13 protein-coding genes are annotated in these 14,626 nt (G+C 59.5%); 9 read left to right on the top strand and 4 right to left on the bottom strand.

Annotated elements, in window-relative coordinates; all coding sequences use genetic code 11:
* Nucleotide 1 precedes the first annotated feature (1 nt).
* The gene (gene cysD, locus LB577_RS13940; protein WP_249490925.1) at nucleotides 2-907 is read right to left on the bottom strand and encodes a sulfate adenylyltransferase subunit CysD; all 906 of its coding nucleotides are present in this window, start codon (nucleotides 905-907) and stop codon (nucleotides 2-4) included.
* A gap of 581 nt (nucleotides 908-1,488) precedes the next feature.
* Between cysD and LB577_RS13935 the strand changes: the two genes are divergently transcribed.
* Both LB577_RS13935 and LB577_RS13930 read left to right on the top strand, forming a co-directional pair.
* Nucleotides 1,489-2,769 carry an O-antigen ligase family protein gene (locus tag LB577_RS13935; protein ID WP_224687111.1) on the top strand — a complete coding sequence of 427 codons (1,281 nt, stop codon included), beginning with the start codon at nucleotides 1,489-1,491 and terminating at the stop codon, nucleotides 2,767-2,769.
* Between the two features lie 18 nt (nucleotides 2,770-2,787).
* A complete protein-coding gene (locus LB577_RS13930) occupies nucleotides 2,788-3,723 on the top strand; it encodes an NAD-dependent epimerase/dehydratase family protein (protein ID WP_224687110.1) in 936 nt (311 codons plus the stop codon).
* Here LB577_RS13930 and LB577_RS13925 read toward each other — a convergent pair.
* From LB577_RS13925 to LB577_RS13915, 3 genes are all read right to left on the bottom strand, one after another.
* Entirely contained in the window at nucleotides 3,720-4,268 is a 549-nt protein-coding gene (locus LB577_RS13925; protein ID WP_023777253.1) for a sugar transferase, read from the bottom strand. The two genes, LB577_RS13930 and LB577_RS13925, sit on opposite strands and share 4 nt — an antisense overlap.
* Nucleotides 4,269-4,388: 120 nt before the next feature.
* A complete protein-coding gene (locus LB577_RS13920) occupies nucleotides 4,389-5,321 on the bottom strand; it encodes a glycosyltransferase family 2 protein (RefSeq protein WP_224687109.1) in 933 nt (310 codons plus the stop codon).
* Nucleotides 5,321-7,267 (bottom strand): UDP-N-acetylglucosamine 4,6-dehydratase, encoded by a 1,947-nt coding sequence (locus LB577_RS13915; RefSeq protein WP_224687108.1) that lies wholly within the window; start codon nucleotides 7,265-7,267, stop codon nucleotides 5,321-5,323. Before LB577_RS13915 ends, LB577_RS13920 begins: the two co-directional genes overlap by 1 nt.
* Nucleotides 7,268-7,626: 359 nt before the next feature.
* Between LB577_RS13915 and LB577_RS13910 the strand changes: the two genes are divergently transcribed.
* From LB577_RS13910 to LB577_RS13870, 7 genes are read left to right on the top strand one after another with little or no spacing between them, the layout of a single operon-like run.
* Nucleotides 7,627-8,514, top strand: a complete 888-nt coding sequence (locus LB577_RS13910) for an ABC transporter permease (protein WP_224687107.1) — start codon at nucleotides 7,627-7,629, stop codon at nucleotides 8,512-8,514.
* A gap of 7 nt (nucleotides 8,515-8,521) precedes the next feature.
* Nucleotides 8,522-9,262 carry an ABC transporter ATP-binding protein gene (locus LB577_RS13905; protein WP_023777250.1) on the top strand — a complete coding sequence of 247 codons (741 nt, stop codon included), beginning with the start codon at nucleotides 8,522-8,524 and terminating at the stop codon, nucleotides 9,260-9,262.
* 35 nt (nucleotides 9,263-9,297) lie between these two features.
* Nucleotides 9,298-10,428, top strand: coding sequence for a DegT/DnrJ/EryC1/StrS family aminotransferase (locus LB577_RS13900; protein WP_023777249.1), 1,131 nt, complete (start codon nucleotides 9,298-9,300; stop codon nucleotides 10,426-10,428).
* Nucleotides 10,425-11,363, top strand: a complete 939-nt coding sequence (locus LB577_RS13895) for a glycosyltransferase family 2 protein (protein WP_198023947.1) — start codon at nucleotides 10,425-10,427, stop codon at nucleotides 11,361-11,363. The genes LB577_RS13900 and LB577_RS13895 overlap by 4 nt, the downstream gene beginning before the upstream one ends.
* Entirely contained in the window at nucleotides 11,360-12,298 is a 939-nt protein-coding gene (locus tag LB577_RS33270; RefSeq protein ID WP_283257740.1) for a WxcM-like domain-containing protein, read from the top strand. The genes LB577_RS13895 and LB577_RS33270 overlap by 4 nt, the downstream gene beginning before the upstream one ends.
* A gap of 1 nt (nucleotide 12,299) precedes the next feature.
* Nucleotides 12,300-12,680: a hypothetical protein gene (locus tag LB577_RS13875; protein WP_023777246.1), complete on the top strand. Its 381-nt coding sequence runs from the start codon at nucleotides 12,300-12,302 to the stop codon at nucleotides 12,678-12,680.
* Entirely contained in the window at nucleotides 12,677-14,608 is a 1,932-nt protein-coding gene (locus tag LB577_RS13870; protein ID WP_224687106.1) for a hypothetical protein, read from the top strand. The genes LB577_RS13875 and LB577_RS13870 overlap by 4 nt, the downstream gene beginning before the upstream one ends.
* Nucleotides 14,609-14,626: the final 18 nt, after the last annotated feature.

Raw genomic sequence — 14,626 nt, 5'->3', positions numbered from 1 at the left:
GTCAGAAATACCCCTCGCGCTTCTTCTTTTCCATCGACCCGGCTTCATCACGGTCGATCAGGCGACCTTGCCGTTCGGAGGTGCGCGCCGTCAGCATCTCGCCGACGATGGCCTCGAGCGTGTCGGCATCCGACTCGATGGCGCCGGTCAGCGGATAGCAGCCCAGCGTGCGGAAGCGCACCAGCCGGTCCTCCACGACCTCGCCGGGGCGCAGTTTCATGCGCTCGTCGTCCTTGAGGATCAGCATGCCGTCGCGTTCCACGACCGGCCGCTGTTTGGCGAAATAGAGCGGCACGATGGGGATATTCTCCTGCAGGATGTACTGCCAGATGTCGAGCTCGGTCCAGTTCGACAACGGAAAGACGCGGATCGATTCACCCGAAGCGATGCGGGTGTTGAATATCTTCCACATTTCGGGCCGCTGGTTCTTCGGATCCCACACATGCTGGGCATTGCGGAAGGAGAAAATGCGCTCCTTGGCGCGTGACTTCTCCTCGTCGCGACGGGCGCCGCCAAAAGCGGCATCGAAGCCATATTTGTCGAGCGCCTGGCGCAGCGCCACGGTCTTCATCACATGGGTATGGGTGTTGGACCCATGATCGAACGGATTGATGTTGTCGCGCACGCCGTCTTCGTTGACATGGACCAGGAGATCGAAGCCGAGCTTCTGCGCCATCTGATCGCGAAAGGCGATCATCTCGCGGAACTTCCAGGTGGTGTCGACATGGAGAAACGGGAATGGTGGCTTGGCCGGATAAAACGCCTTCATCGCCAGGTGCATCAGCACGGATGAATCCTTGCCGACCGAATAGAGCATGACCGGCTTGGTGAAGGCGGCCGCAACCTCGCGGAATATGTGAATGGACTCGGCTTCAAGCCGCTGCAGATGCGTAAGCGCTATTGTCATGGACTGTGAGCGTTCTCTCGTGCTTTCCGACAGAAGACCTTGCGCCAAATCATCGGGTTTCTGCGCCCGGTTCAAGCTTCGCTTCTGGACAAAGTGTTTCGTGCGGGCGTTCTAGCAGATCGGCGCGGCCCAGAACAATGCAAGACGAGCCGGGCAGCTGTCGGTTCGAGAATGAATTTTCCATGGTTCCGCCAAAACTCGGAAATTTCTCCTTGCCGTATCTCCGGCTGAGGAAACGCAGGAAAAATATTGCCTGGAGAAAGCTGGCGGGTCGACGCTCCGAGAGCCCTCCACCGATCGTCGCGGTTGCCGATTTTCAGTGGCAATCGACCGGGCATACTATCGAAAAAGGCGCTCAGCCGCTATACCACCACCGGAAGCGGCAAGATGCGCCTTGAAGCATGGGCAATTTCGAGGCGCGCACATTCGGTTCCACCAGACAAAATGTGCCGCATAAAGCTTCTCGAAACAGCGAGCCCAAATTGAACGCGCTTTCGTCCATAAAAAGGCAATTCACGCCTTCGCAGATCAATATCTACTTCTCCATTCTTTGTTTCTTTTTTCCACCGGTCCTGGGATCGGTGGTCAGCTTCGTGTTCAATGGCGGCGGCCTGTGGTCCGTCCTGTTGATCGCCTCCAGGAGAAGACGCTTCAATATCGACCCGGCTATGATGGCGCTGACGGTTGCGTTCTATGCCTATTGCGCGGCCAATCTCGCGGCTTCCATCGTCAACAATGCGATCGTCAGGGATGCCTCGCATCTGATCCCGCTCATCACCTTCCTGTTTTTCCCCATTTCCTACTCGACCTGGAGCATCACGCAGAAAACAACGCTCGTCCGCATCATCGTGCTCTGCAGCATGGCGGCCTGTTTTGCCGCGCTGCTGCTGGCGATCTTCCAGCAATATTGGTTTGGCATGCGTGCCGAGGGCGGATCCGGAAATGCAATCGTGTTTGCAGAGGTTCTGTGCCTCGCGGTTATGGTCTGTGTGGCCGGCGCCCTGTCGGGGGTCGAGAGGCACAGGACCGCCCTCATCTGCGCGGCGCTTGGCGGAACGATCGCCATCGTCTACTCCGGCACCCGCATCATCTGGCTGGCGCTGCTGATCGCCGGCATCGCCGTTCTGCTGATCAACCAGCATAGGGTGAGAGGGCGCAATGTCGTTCGCCTGCTGCTGCTGGCGGTAGCGGTCGGCATCGTCATCGCCGCTTTCGGCTTCCAGACGATATCCGGGCGCCTCGACTTTCTCCGCTCCGACTTGAGTGCGCTTGGCAGCCACGGCGACTACAACACTTCGGTGGGAATACGCGTCGCCCTTTGGCAGATCGGCCTCAAGGCATTCCGCGAGATGCCCTTGTTCGGGCATGGGGTCGGTGCGACGCAGCTCTTGATAAGCCAGGGCTTCCAGAACCAGTTCGCGTTGCCGCTGGGCTTCAATCATTTCCACAACGGCTTCCTGACGGCCCTGGTGCAGGCAGGCACCCTTGGCGCCGTGGCGCTGGCGGCGATCTTTGTGGTTGCCGCCAGGAATGCCGCCCTGGTGCTGCGGATCAGCAGCGATCCGATCGAGCGGTTCGGCGCCACCATGATTGCCGTCACGGTGATCACCTATCTCTGCGCCGGAATGACCGGCATCCTGATCGGCCATGACATTCTGGATTCGGTGCTGATGGTCTTCCTGGTGTCGGGAACATATCTCGCCTCAGGCAGCCAGGCTCCATTGCCGCAAGACCAGGCATTCGCGCCCTTGGTGGAGAACCAAGGGCTTCCACCCGCGGCGGAAAAAACCCTTCAGCCAGCGGCGAAAGAAGCGCTTTCGCCAGGGATGGAAGATCCGGCGCTTCCATCCGCCAATCATTAATCGTTCCGGGCAAAGGCAATGAAAGTCCTGGTCACAGGCGCGACAGGCTTCATCGGCCGTCAGGTGGTCCGTCAGCTTCGTGAGGCCGGCGTCGAGCTTCGCCTCGCCTCCCGCCACCCGGAGAGCCTTGATCCAAAGTCCGAAGCCGTGCCGATGCCCGGTTTCGATGCGCCGGCCGCGGCTTTTCTGGCGCTGACCAGGGATGTCACCGACGTCGTTCATTGCGCGGGCCTGAACAACGACCAGGGCAACGCCAGCGAGGCCGATTTCCTGGCGGCCAATGCGGAATTGAGCGCACGGCTGGCGCAAGCCAGCGCCGAGCAGGCAAGCGGACGCTTCATCCACCTCTCCTCGATCCGGGCCGTGATCGGCGCCCGTGTCAGCGCAACGATCGACGAGGACACCATCCCCGACCCGCAATGCGCCTATGGACGTTCGAAGCGCGAAGCCGAGATCAGGGTGCGCGACGCCTATGCGTCGCACGGCCGTTCCGACGCCGCCGCGTTGCGGCTGCCTCCGGTTTACGGCCCCGGCATGAAAGGAAACCTGGCGACGCTGATGCGGCTGGCCGATACCGCCCTGCCGCTGCCGACAGGCGCCTTGACGGGAAACCGCTCGCTGCTGTCATTGTCATCGGCGGCAGCAGCGGTGTGGCACCTGCTGAGCCATCCGGAACCGCTTCGCCCGATCTATGGTGCGAGCGATATGGCGCCGGTTTCGGTCGCGGCCATCGTCGGCGCCTTTCGCAGAGGGTTCGGAAGACCGGCGCGCCTGATGGCCGTGCCGGCCGGGCCGATGCGGGCAGCCGCGGTCCTGCTGGGCAAGCGCATGATCTGGGAAAGCATGACCGCGACGCAGATATGCGATCCTTCCTTGCTCGCATCCGAAGGCTGGCTGCCGGAAGCCGCCACGCTGGAGCGATTGGCCGCGATAGCGCGGCTTGGAAACACTTAATCGCCTGCGTTGCGATAGAGTGTTCCAAACAGAATCCGAAGGTCGAGCCAGAGCGACGCGGTCCTGAGATAGGCAGCGTCGGTTTCGGCCAGTAGGTGCGGGTTGGACATGTCGATGCCCCGGATCTGGGCAAGGCCGGTAATGCCTGGAAGCGCCTCCAAAACGCCCAGCCGCCTGCGGCACTCGATCAATTCGGTCTGGGTCGGCAGACAGGGACGCGGCCCGACCAGGCTCATCTCGCCCTGCAGAACGTTCCAGAACTGCGGCAGCTCATCGAGCTTGAATTTCCGCAAGACCTTGCCGACCGATGTCACGGCGCCTACGGGCGCCTCGTGCGAGGGCAAGGACGGCGTTCCCTGGTACATCGTCCTCAATTTGTGGCAGCGAAACAGGACGCCACCGCGACCGACACGCGTCTGCGAAAAAATCGCCGGACCGGGCGACGATAGCCGGACGGCAAGGACAGCGAGCAACAGCACAGGAAGAGTGACAATCGACAGCAAAGCCGCGCCGGCGAGATCGAGGATTTTCTTGGCTGCCTTCATGAACGGCCGATCATACTCTCTGCCAAAGCTATCCTGGGCGTGCCCAAGCGCAGCCCGTCATCCGGCCGACGTAGCATGAGGTCGCCTCTTGACCAAGCGCGCCACGCAGTCATTCGATGTTCAGATGCGACCCAGGACGAATGCGAGATAGAGCCCGAGTGTCCCGGCCAAAGTCTGTCGATAGACGCCGCTTTTGCGCAGAGCACGCAGGCGCTGGAAAAGGGTGCCCTGGCGACCATTTGCGAACAGGTCGAGGCACGCCGCCGCATCGGGCGTCAGGAGGTCGCGGTTGGCGGCGAGGCCGTCAAGGTTGAGATCGGTCCAGCCGGCAAACTCGCCCTTGAACAGGCGGCCAAGCCGCGAGACCCGTGCCTGCCACGATACGTTGGCGCCAACCAGGTTTGCCGCATGCTGCCGGTAGCGCACCAGCGGCCGCGGATCATAGTGGACGACACCGCCGGCGCCGGTGACAATCAGATAGGCCCACCAGTCGTGGCTGACGAAGCCGGTCCGCGCGCAAGCCCTTGCCAGCAGATCGCGCGCCGCGCGATTGAGCAAGATGGTGTTGCCGCCAGCGATGCTCTGGACGAGTGCGTTGCGGAAGGACGGCGGCCGGTTGAACAGCGGCGAACGGCCGACCAGGCTTCCCGTTTCGGTCATGGTCGCGGTTCGCGAGCAGAACATCAGCGGTCTTCCCGCGTCGAACCCCTGCATCCAGCGGACGGCGCTTTCCAGCCTGTCCGGTTCCCAGATATCGTCCTGGTCGCTGAAGGCATAGCAATCCGCGTCGATGCGCCGGTCGAGAATCATCGATCGGAAATTGGCGGCGAAGCCTTGCCGTGGCCCATCAAGCAATGTCATTCGACCCTTTGCCCAGCGGGGTTTCCAAGCCTCGATGATGGCGATCGTGCCATCGACCGAGCCGTCGTCGGATATCCATAAATCGACCAAAGGGTGCGACTGCATAGCCAAGGACTGCAATTGCTCGTCGATGAAAGCAGCGCCGTCCTTCGTGCCCATCAGGACCGCGATGCGCGGATCTGCCTTACCCACTAACTCGCCTGCCCGGCCGTCTTCGGGATCATGTCCTGGGATACGTTCGTCCTTGCCTTCGTCGCACGGTCGAGATCGGCAAGCACGGCGAGCGAGGCTGCCTTGTCCTGGCTCTTCATCGATTGCTGCAGCGCGGCAAGCGCGGCGTGGACATCCGACCATTGCACGACATCGGTGCTAAGACCAAAAATCTTCGAAATGCTGAGTTCGACCAATTCCTCGTCTTCACCGTGCAGCGTTTCGTGGAGCTTTTCCCCCGGCCTGATGCCGGTGAAGCGGATTGGAATGTCGGTGTAGGGGCTCTTTCCGGACATGCGGATCATCGTTTCGGCCACTTCGAGGATGGGCACGGGTTTGCCCATGTCGAGCATGTAGACGGCGTAATCCTGGCCGGCCGGCCGCGACGCGGCATCGGCCCCCGACATGATGACGAGATCGACGGCTTCGGCGACAGTCATGAAATAACGCGTCATGCGCCGGTCCGTAATGGTGACCGGCCCGCCAGCCTCGATCTGGGCCTGGAATATGGTCGCCACCGAACCATTGCTGCCAAAGACGTTGCCGAACCGGACGGCTATGAACTTGGTGGCGGCGCGGCGCCCGCCCGCTTCGCCGGCCGGCATTCCATGCAAGCCGCTGACGATCTGTTCGGCGGCCCGCTTCGTCATGCCAAGCACGGATGTCGGATCGACGGCCTTGTCGCTCGACACCAGGACAAATTGCGCGACACCGCATTTGGCGGCGACCTCGGCGCAGACAAGCGTCCCGAAGACGTTGGTCTGGATGGCGGATTCCCAGTTTTCCTCGAGCAGCGGGACGTGCTTCAGGGCCGCGGCATGGAAGATGATGTCCGGTTTGAATTCGGTGACGACGCGCGTCATCTGGCGCCGGTCCGCGACGTCGACGATGCGGACCTTGAGGCGATCATGGTCCTTCTCGTTGACGTACTGGCTCAACTGGAAGATGCCGAACTCGGAATTGTCGGCGACCAGAACCGCCTCGGCCCCCAGTTCCAGCGACCGTTTGACCAGCGTGCGGCCGATGGAGCCCGCGCCTCCGGTAACCAGGACGCGCTTGCCGCCGACGAAAGCGCCGATGCGCTCGATATCGGACGGCACCGTGGGGCGGCGCAGGATCGTTTCCATCTCGACGGCATCGAGGACGAGCTTGCCTTCCTGGCCCAGTTGCGAAAGCCCCGAGAACTGGACGACCGCTATGTCACCCTGCCGGGCGACGCGAACAAGCTCGGAATACTCCTCGATCTCGTGCTCGGCGCCGCTGCCGAAGATCAGCAGATCGAGGCTCTGGGTGCCGCTCGTGTAATCCTCCAGCACATCGATGAGGCGCGGCCGGGTCGCCACCACGGGCACACCTTGAATGCGCGTGCCCAAGGGCGCGTCACGCTCGGTCGCCATGATGCCGGCGATGGAATGGTCGGCGGGCTCGGCCGTGCGCGTGAAGCGGATGATCAGGTCGGCTTCCCCAAGCCGGCCGACAAACAACGCCTGCTTGGTCCGCGCCTTGACGGTCTTGCGGTTCAAGATCCCCCAGCTCGCGCCATCGCGCAGGAAGCGGTAGAACAGCCGGGGCGCCGAGATGATGGTGAAGGAAACGAGGAAGAAGACGATGAACTGGCGCTCGTTGAGGCCCGCCACGGGCTCGAAGAAACGAACCACCAGCGAAACGGCATAAAGCGCGCACGTCAGAATCGCGCAGCTCTTCAGGATGTTGAAGAAGTCAGGCGTCGAGGCGAAGCGCCACACCGTGGTGTAGAGGCCGCAGGACCTGAACAGCAGGTGGCTGATGAGAACGATGCTCGCCCAGGTGACAAGGCCCTCGAGCGACAGCGCCTCGAACGAAAGATTCGACCGCGAAAGAACGAGGCTGAGCGCCACCGCGACCAGGACCATGACCACGTCCTGGACCATGATGAAGCCACGCCGCATTTCGGGCCTGAGTCCGAATACAAGGGGAGAATTCATTGGGCGGCACTAGACTCCAGGCTCTCGAACATGAGCACCGACAGAGTGCGAACACGAAAATTATTCGTGACCGATCACTCCCTCAAAGTGCCATCCCCGGCCCCCGCCGTGTTGTATCGCATACTGCGGGCCGGGAGGTATAGCTAGATGTTTTTTGGGTAGAGCGTGTGAATAAGAGTAAGATTTACGCCCTGTTGCCGAATGGTTGTTGCCGAGCCTGTGGCCAGCCTTGCGATTTGCACACTGCCGCAACGTGAGCGTGTATCCAATTTTGCCGCGGTTGACTCTGCTCTCGACCTCGTTACGACGCAATGCGTTGCCATATGCTCTTCGAAATGGCTATTAGAGAGGGGCTTGGTGGTTCGCTATGGCCAGCGAAGAGTAATGCGCCGGAACGACAGATTGCGATACCCCAGACGATGATTGCGGCACTAAACGGCGCTTTTGACGACATCTCCAGGGCCATGCGGCTGCACAGGGTCTGGGTTGCGCTGGCCCAGGAGGACATCGGCGACCAGCACAGACGCACGACTCTCGGACCGCTTTGGCTGCTGGTCAACTACGTTGCGTTCGTGGGCACGTTCGTTTTCGTGTTCCAACCTGCCGGCAAGGATGCCGCGGGCTATGCTGCCTATGTCGCGATCGGCCTTCTGGTATGGTTCTACCTGATGGAGGTCATGTCCCTGAGCGTGTCGCTGTTCCAGCGCGAAGAGAGCTTCATCGAAGGCACGACGCTGCCTTTGTTTGTATATGTGATGCGGCTGGCATTGCAGTCTGCCATCCGGGCAGGCTATGCGATCGCTGGTTGCCTTGTCATTCTGCTCTTGAGCGGCTCTCCGGTCGCTACTCCATGGCTCTGGTCGTTGGCAGGATTGTTCCTGATCTTGTTCGCCACACCGGCCCTTATCACCGTCTTCGCTTTTCTTGGGGCCTTCTTTCCTGACAGTCAGTTCATTGTTGGCAATTTGTTGCGGGTTGGCATGTTCTTCACGCCCGTTTTCTGGGTGTATAATGGGCAAGATCCCATACAAAAATACGCCTACGAATGGAATCCGTTTACATATTTCCTCGAGATCGTCCGTTTGCCGATCATGACTGGAGAATTTCCAGCTCATGCTTTCACCGTAACGATCATCGTGTCATTGGCTATATGGATGATTGCATTGCTGCTGCTTGGCCGGTACCGCAAGCAAGTCATCTTCATCATCTGAGTCTTCGATGGTTTCTATCAAACTGGACAACGTTAGCCTTGTTTACAAGCTCCACGAGAAGCTGACGCTTTCCGCGCCGGACCGGCGCGTGGGTGGGCCAGGCGGCAGGATCGAGAGCTCGGGCAGAAAGCAGTTTGTGCAGGCGCTCGACGGCATAAGCTTCGAGTTGAAGGCCGGCGACCGGCTGGGCCTGGTTGGCCCGAACGGAGCCGGCAAGACCACCCTACTCAAGGTGCTCTACGGGATCTACGAACCATCGGGCGGAAGCGTCGCGATAGAAGGCAAGGTCGACGCTCTTTTCAATATCAACATAGGCTTTCGCCGCGAGGCCACCGGGCGCAGGAATATCGTGTTGCGTGGGTTGATCAGCGGATGGACGGAAGCCGAGATCGAAGAGAAGATGGAGGATATCATCGCCTTCAGCGAGCTCGGGGACTTCATCGACCTGCCATTCAAGGCCTACAGCCAGGGCATGGCCGCGCGATTGGCCTTTTCGGCGGCAACCGCGCTTGATCCCGAGATTCTGTTGATGGACGAGTGGATCGGCGCCGGCGACGCCTCTTTTCAGGCCAAGGCCAAAAGGCGCATGGATGAACTGGCGGAAAAGGCCGGCATCGTCGTTCTGGCCAGCCACAGTGAGGCCCTTATCCAAAGCGTCTGCACGAAAAAAATGACGCTCAGGAGCGGTCGGATCGAATCGTTCACGACAGAGCCGGTTAAGCGTGCTGGAAAGCCAGCCAAGCTCTAATCCTTTTCGCGGGTATCGGATAGCGAGACTGACGCATGACGAAACAAGACTCCGTTCCGATGAATGATCTGAAGCGCCTGTATCAGCGCTATCAGGTTGAAATCGAGCGTGAAGTAGCGAGCACGCTGCGGTCCGGATGGTGGCTCAACGGCGTGGCGGGCAAGAGATTTGCGGCAAATTTTTCCAAGTATATAGGTGTTTCGGAATGTGTCCTTGTCGCCAATGGCACCGATGCACTTGAATTTGCCTTGGCCGCTGTCATCAGGCGCAACAGCTCGCGCGGGCGCGAAGTCATCATCGCGGCCAATGCAGGGGGTTATGCTAGCTGCGCCTGCTGGCACAACGACCTCATTCCGCATTATGTCGACATCGAACCGGCTAGCCAGCTCATGGACGTTCAGTCCGTGTTGAAAGCAGCCAACGCAGACACCGCTGCGATCGTCGTCACCCACCTTTATGGTGGCGTCGTCGATGTCCGAGCCATGAGGGCCGGACTTGCCGAGGCTGGCCTCTCGCACATTCCAATTGTGGAGGATTGCGCGCAGGCGCACGGGGCAAGGATCAGAAACGAAGTTGCGGGTTCACTGGGAGATATCTCCACTTTCAGCTTCTATCCAACCAAGAATCTCGGGGCCATGGGTGACGGCGGCGCTGTTCTCACCCCTGACGCGTCAGCCGCCGCGCACATACGGCAGTTGCAGCAATATGGCTGGAGTTCAAAATATCATGTCGGCGTGCCCAACGGCCGCAACTCTCGCATGGATGAGGTTCAAGCCGCGATACTGGACGTTTTGCTGGGCGATGTGGATATCCGCAACGGGCACCGGCGCGCCATCCTCAGCCGGTATAAATCGAGCGCCGGGCGCCGAGCACAATTCCTGGAAAGTGGCGACGGCGCTGTCGCGCACCTCGCCGTCGCGCTCTGCGACGACCGGGATGCATTCCGAGCGTTCATGAAAGAGCGCGGGGTCGACACCGACATTCACTATCCCGTGCTGGACTGCGACCAGATCGGCTGGGCCGATCTGCCGATGAAGGGTACGGAAAATCTCGCCGTTTCAAGAGCCAGCGTCAGCCGTCTCTGCTCCGTCCCTTGCTATCCCGACATGACGAGTGACGAAATAGAGCAAGTGTGCTTGGCCCTCCGCGAATGGGAGGCAATGTGACAACACGTTCGATCGTTTTCCCGATCTATCGAAATCAGGCGAACATCCCTTCCCTTCTGGAGGCGGTCGCCAATTTCCATTCCAGATATCGAGGTGACATCGAGTTCGTCTTCGTTGTCGACGGATCGCCGGACGAATCCGGCCCTCTCCTGGTCAAGGAATTGAAAGGCTCGGGCTATGACTACAAGATCATCTTCCATAGCCGGAACTTTGGCTCGTTCACCGCCATTCGAACCGGGCTCGAACATGCCTCAGGGGACCAGGTCGCCGCCATGGCCGCCGACCTGCAGGAACCACCGGAACTGATCGTCGAATTCTTTTCGAAACTGGAAAAGGATGAAGCCGACGTGGTGTTTGGGCAGCGCACCGGGCGTAGCGATCCACCCCTGACCAAATTTCTGTCCAAGGCTTTCTGGGCCGCCTACCGCAGGCTCGTCCTGCCAAGCATGCCGAGCGGCGGCGTGGATATTTTCGCCTGCAACCGCCAAGTGCTGGAGGCCATCCTGTCGATCGAGGAGCCGAACAGCTCGCTTGTGGTGCAACTGTTCTGGGTTGGCTTCAGGCGTGAATTCGTACCCTACCGTCGCCGCGAACGAGAGCACGGAACAAGCGCCTGGGGCATGGCACGGCGGTTCCGATACATGATGGACAGTATTTTATCGTTCTCTGATTTTCCGATCATGCTCACACTCTGGTTAGGTTTTGCAGGCTGCGTGCTAAGCCTTCTGTTTGCAATTGTTACCGTGATTGCGCGCCTGCTCGGCAACATCGACCCTGCTGGATACACGACGTTGGTGCTGCTCATCACCGGTTTCGGGTCGGCCAGTCTCCTGGTTCAGGGCATTCTTGGCTGCTATCTCTGGCGCGCCGTTGAAAACACCAAGTCACGCCCTCTCAGGATCATCAGCCGTGTCGTTGACGGAACAGCCAAATGACCGACAAGCCATTTTTCGTGCATGAACGCGGCATCTGCGAAAGCCCTCAAATCGGCAGCGGGACACGCATCTGGGCGTTCGCCCACGTCCTCCCCGGCGCCGTGATCGGCTCGAACTGCAATATCTGCGATCACGTCTTCATCGAGAACGATGTGGTCGTCGGCAATGATGTGACCATCAAGAGCGGCGTCCAGCTGTGGGATGGCGTACGCCTGGGCAATAGCGTGTTTGTCGGTCCGAACGCGACCTTCACCAACGATCGCTTCCCGCGCTCCAAGGAATATCCCGAAGCGTTCCTGCTGACGACGGTCGAGGACGGGGCGTCGATCGGCGCCAACGCGACAATCCTGCCGGGCGTCATCATTGGCCGTCATGCGATGATAGGCGCCGGCGCCGTGGTGACCAAGAACGTGCCTGCCAATGCTGTTGTGGTCGGAAATCCCGCCATCATCATCGGCTACCAGACCGGCCCGCGGATCGTGCCAGCCGTCACGCAAACCTTCCCCGGCACGGTCGGTGAGAAAATGTCGCTTGCGGTCGGCGGCAGCGAACTCTGGCGGCTGCCGCATTTTGGCGACCTGCGCGGCGAACTCGCACCGCTGGAGTTCGGTTTGAACCTGCCGTTCAAGCCGGCGCGGTCTTTCCTGGTCTACGGCGTGCCGTCCGACAAGGTCAGGGGTGAGCACGCGCATCGCGAGTGCCACCAGTTCCTTATCGCTGCTCACGGCCGTCTCTCGGTTGTCGTGGACGATGGCCATGACAGGAAAGAGGTTTCGTTGACCGAACCGTCTATCGGGCTCTACATACCGCCCGGCGTCTGGGGAATTCAGTACAAGTTTCAGCCGGATACGGTGCTCCTGGTCATGGCCTCGCATCCCTACGATGCCGACGACTACATCAGGGACTACACGGATTTCCTGGATACGGTCAGGTAGGATGGCCGCTGATCGAATTGGTGGAGACGCTGCCCGGTTCCTCGTTGCCGGCGGCCTGAACACCGCCCTGACCAGTATCGTATATTTCGCTGGCCTCACCGTGCTCACTTCGAGCTTGTCTTACGGCCTCGCCTGGTTGGTAGGCCTCGTATTTGTGATGACGTTTTATCCCGATCGTGTCTTTCCCGGAGGCCGTACGGGCTTGGCGGACCGACTGGCGATCGGCGGTTCGGTCGCCGCCGTGTTTGTTGTCGGGTTGGCAACTCTTCATTTTCTCGAACAACTGCTGCAAAGCCGAACGGTGGCGTTCTTTTCAACGCTCGCCTTCACGACAATTCTCAACTTCCTGGTTTCTCGATGGATACTGCGCAGACAACGATGAAACGTTCTGTCGGGCCTCAAACGGCGGACCTCATGCTGGGAGTAGCCCCCCATGCCATGCGCCCACCTCACCACACGCCGAGACCGGCAGAGCGTATCATTATCGCCCTTTTTATCGCCATCCCGATTGCCTGCCTCGTTTGGATGGCAGTTCAGTGGGTTAACTATGGAATAGACCTTCCATATTTTGATGACTGGCGCGCCTACTTTGACGGAACATCAGGATCTTTTAGTCTTAAATATCTTTTTACACCGGCAAACGACACTCTATACGCCGTTGGCAAATTTCTTGAGTCTCTTAATTTTATGATTTTCAAAGGAAATTCTGTTGTAGATCAACTACTTTCCATGACAACTACCCTCGGTTTCCTCCTTTTATTGCAATGGACCCTCCTCAAGTCCGCTCTCGACGATAGACTGCTTACAGCTTGCGCCTTTGCGTTCACTTTGCTTATGCTGCAGTCGGATAGCTATTGGGGCCGACAAAACATAGCTTATCACCAAGCTGTACCGCTGATATTCATTCTTGGTGCAGTTTACATTTTAGTCGTAAGCCCCTGGCCGTGGCCCGTTCGCTCTTTCGTTTTGTTCGTGATGGGCATTCTTTCGGGATTGACTTACACTTCCGGCGCTTTCTCCTTACTCGCATTGGCCGCCACACTCATTGTCTGCATCGCGATTAATCGGCGCGCATTTGGTGATTTGATTCCTGACGGAGTTGCGCTGTTTTGCGCGTCCGTCATTACCGTCATCGTTCAGGGTTACGTCCTCGTATTCGTCCAACATGGCCAAGTGCATACAGGAACGCCCTGGTCCCTGCCGAACAGCCCCGAGTTCTGGTTTTACTTGTTCGGCAAGGTAGGCCGCAGTCTCATGCTGGCGGGTTCGGATCCGTTGCGATCTCTTTTGGTCGTCTTGCTTTGCATGGCCCTTGCCGTGACGGTCGCAATAGCCGGCCTGCGCAATGTCAAGACGGCGGAGACGCGGCATTCGGTTCCTGCCCGTTCCGGATTGATCACCCTCCTCTTGTTCGCCTCGGTATTTTTCTACCTTCTAATGGTCGCCGCCGGTCGAAGCGATTTGCGCCCCGCCAACATATCCACCCCTTTGCAACTCTTCGCCTTTGGCTTCGCGCGCTTTCACTTCTTTTGGGCGACATTGATTTGGCCCTGGGTGTTTGCGGGCGCCATCGTTATGGCGACAATGCTGTGGCCGAGGAAGATGGGGGCAATTCGCATCGTTGCGGTGGTGGCAACGAGTTGCGTCGTCGTGTTCACCATGGCGGCAGGAGTCTTTGCCCACGCTTCCTACTTTCGGCAGACATCTGATCTAACGCTTCGAAACGGCGCGTGTTTACATGCGAAGCTGCTCATCGGAGGGCCTATCGATTGTCCGACGCTTTATCCTCGCGACATGACGCTGGCGTACGCAAACGCGGTGAAAATGGGGGCGTCATTCATACGCTACTTTCCGCCCGACCTGCTTGAGCGTGCTCCCGGCAACCCGACCTGGAACGTGCTGGGCAAGCCAATTGACGGCGTCACGGTGAGCAACGCGAAAGCCGAGACCCGCCCTGGCAATCAACTGAATCTGTCCGCCGGCAAGGATGTTCAGATGGCTTTTTCGGTCGGGCAAGCAGGTGACCTTCATCACTGCTTGGCAGTCCGCGTAGATAGCACCGTGGGTGTTGAAAACCCCACGACTGTCCAGCTCTTCTATGTTCCGTGGGGCGCTTCGACCTTCTCCGAAGCCAACAGCCGCACCCGGCAAATTGCTGCAGGCAATGGGAATGCGGTGCGGTTCCTCGTGATCGAACCACACGGCTTCAAGAATGAGTTTCGGCTTGACCCGGTTTCCGACAGCCAGCCCTCGGTTGTAAAAGAGCTCAATGTTTCATGCGTTCTCAGAGAGCCTGGAGTCGCGGGATAGATCACACCACTCGCATTG

The organism is Mesorhizobium sp. B283B1A (assembly GCF_020165735.1).
GTDB lineage: Bacteria > Pseudomonadota > Alphaproteobacteria > Rhizobiales > Rhizobiaceae > Mesorhizobium > Mesorhizobium opportunistum.
This window is presented reverse-complemented; position numbering and strand designations above follow the sequence as displayed.

Coding starts and splice junctions, on each gene's coding strand:
- cysD (WP_249490925.1), bottom strand. CDS start 907: ATGACAATAGCGCTTACGCATCTGCAGCGGCTTGAAGCCGAGTCCATT.
- LB577_RS13930 (WP_224687110.1), top strand. CDS start 2,788: ATGAAAGTCCTGGTCACAGGCGCGACAGGCTTCATCGGCCGTCAGGTG.
- LB577_RS13925 (WP_023777253.1), bottom strand. CDS start 4,268: ATGAAGGCAGCCAAGAAAATCCTCGATCTCGCCGGCGCGGCTTTGCTG.
- LB577_RS13915 (WP_224687108.1), bottom strand. CDS start 7,267: ATGCGGCGTGGCTTCATCATGGTCCAGGACGTGGTCATGGTCCTGGTC.
- LB577_RS13910 (WP_224687107.1), top strand. CDS start 7,627: ATGCTCTTCGAAATGGCTATTAGAGAGGGGCTTGGTGGTTCGCTATGG.
- LB577_RS13905 (WP_023777250.1), top strand. CDS start 8,522: ATGGTTTCTATCAAACTGGACAACGTTAGCCTTGTTTACAAGCTCCAC.
- LB577_RS13900 (WP_023777249.1), top strand. CDS start 9,298: ATGACGAAACAAGACTCCGTTCCGATGAATGATCTGAAGCGCCTGTAT.
- LB577_RS33270 (WP_283257740.1), top strand. CDS start 11,360: ATGACCGACAAGCCATTTTTCGTGCATGAACGCGGCATCTGCGAAAGC.
- LB577_RS13875 (WP_023777246.1), top strand. CDS start 12,300: ATGGCCGCTGATCGAATTGGTGGAGACGCTGCCCGGTTCCTCGTTGCC.
- LB577_RS13870 (WP_224687106.1), top strand. CDS start 12,677: ATGAAACGTTCTGTCGGGCCTCAAACGGCGGACCTCATGCTGGGAGTA.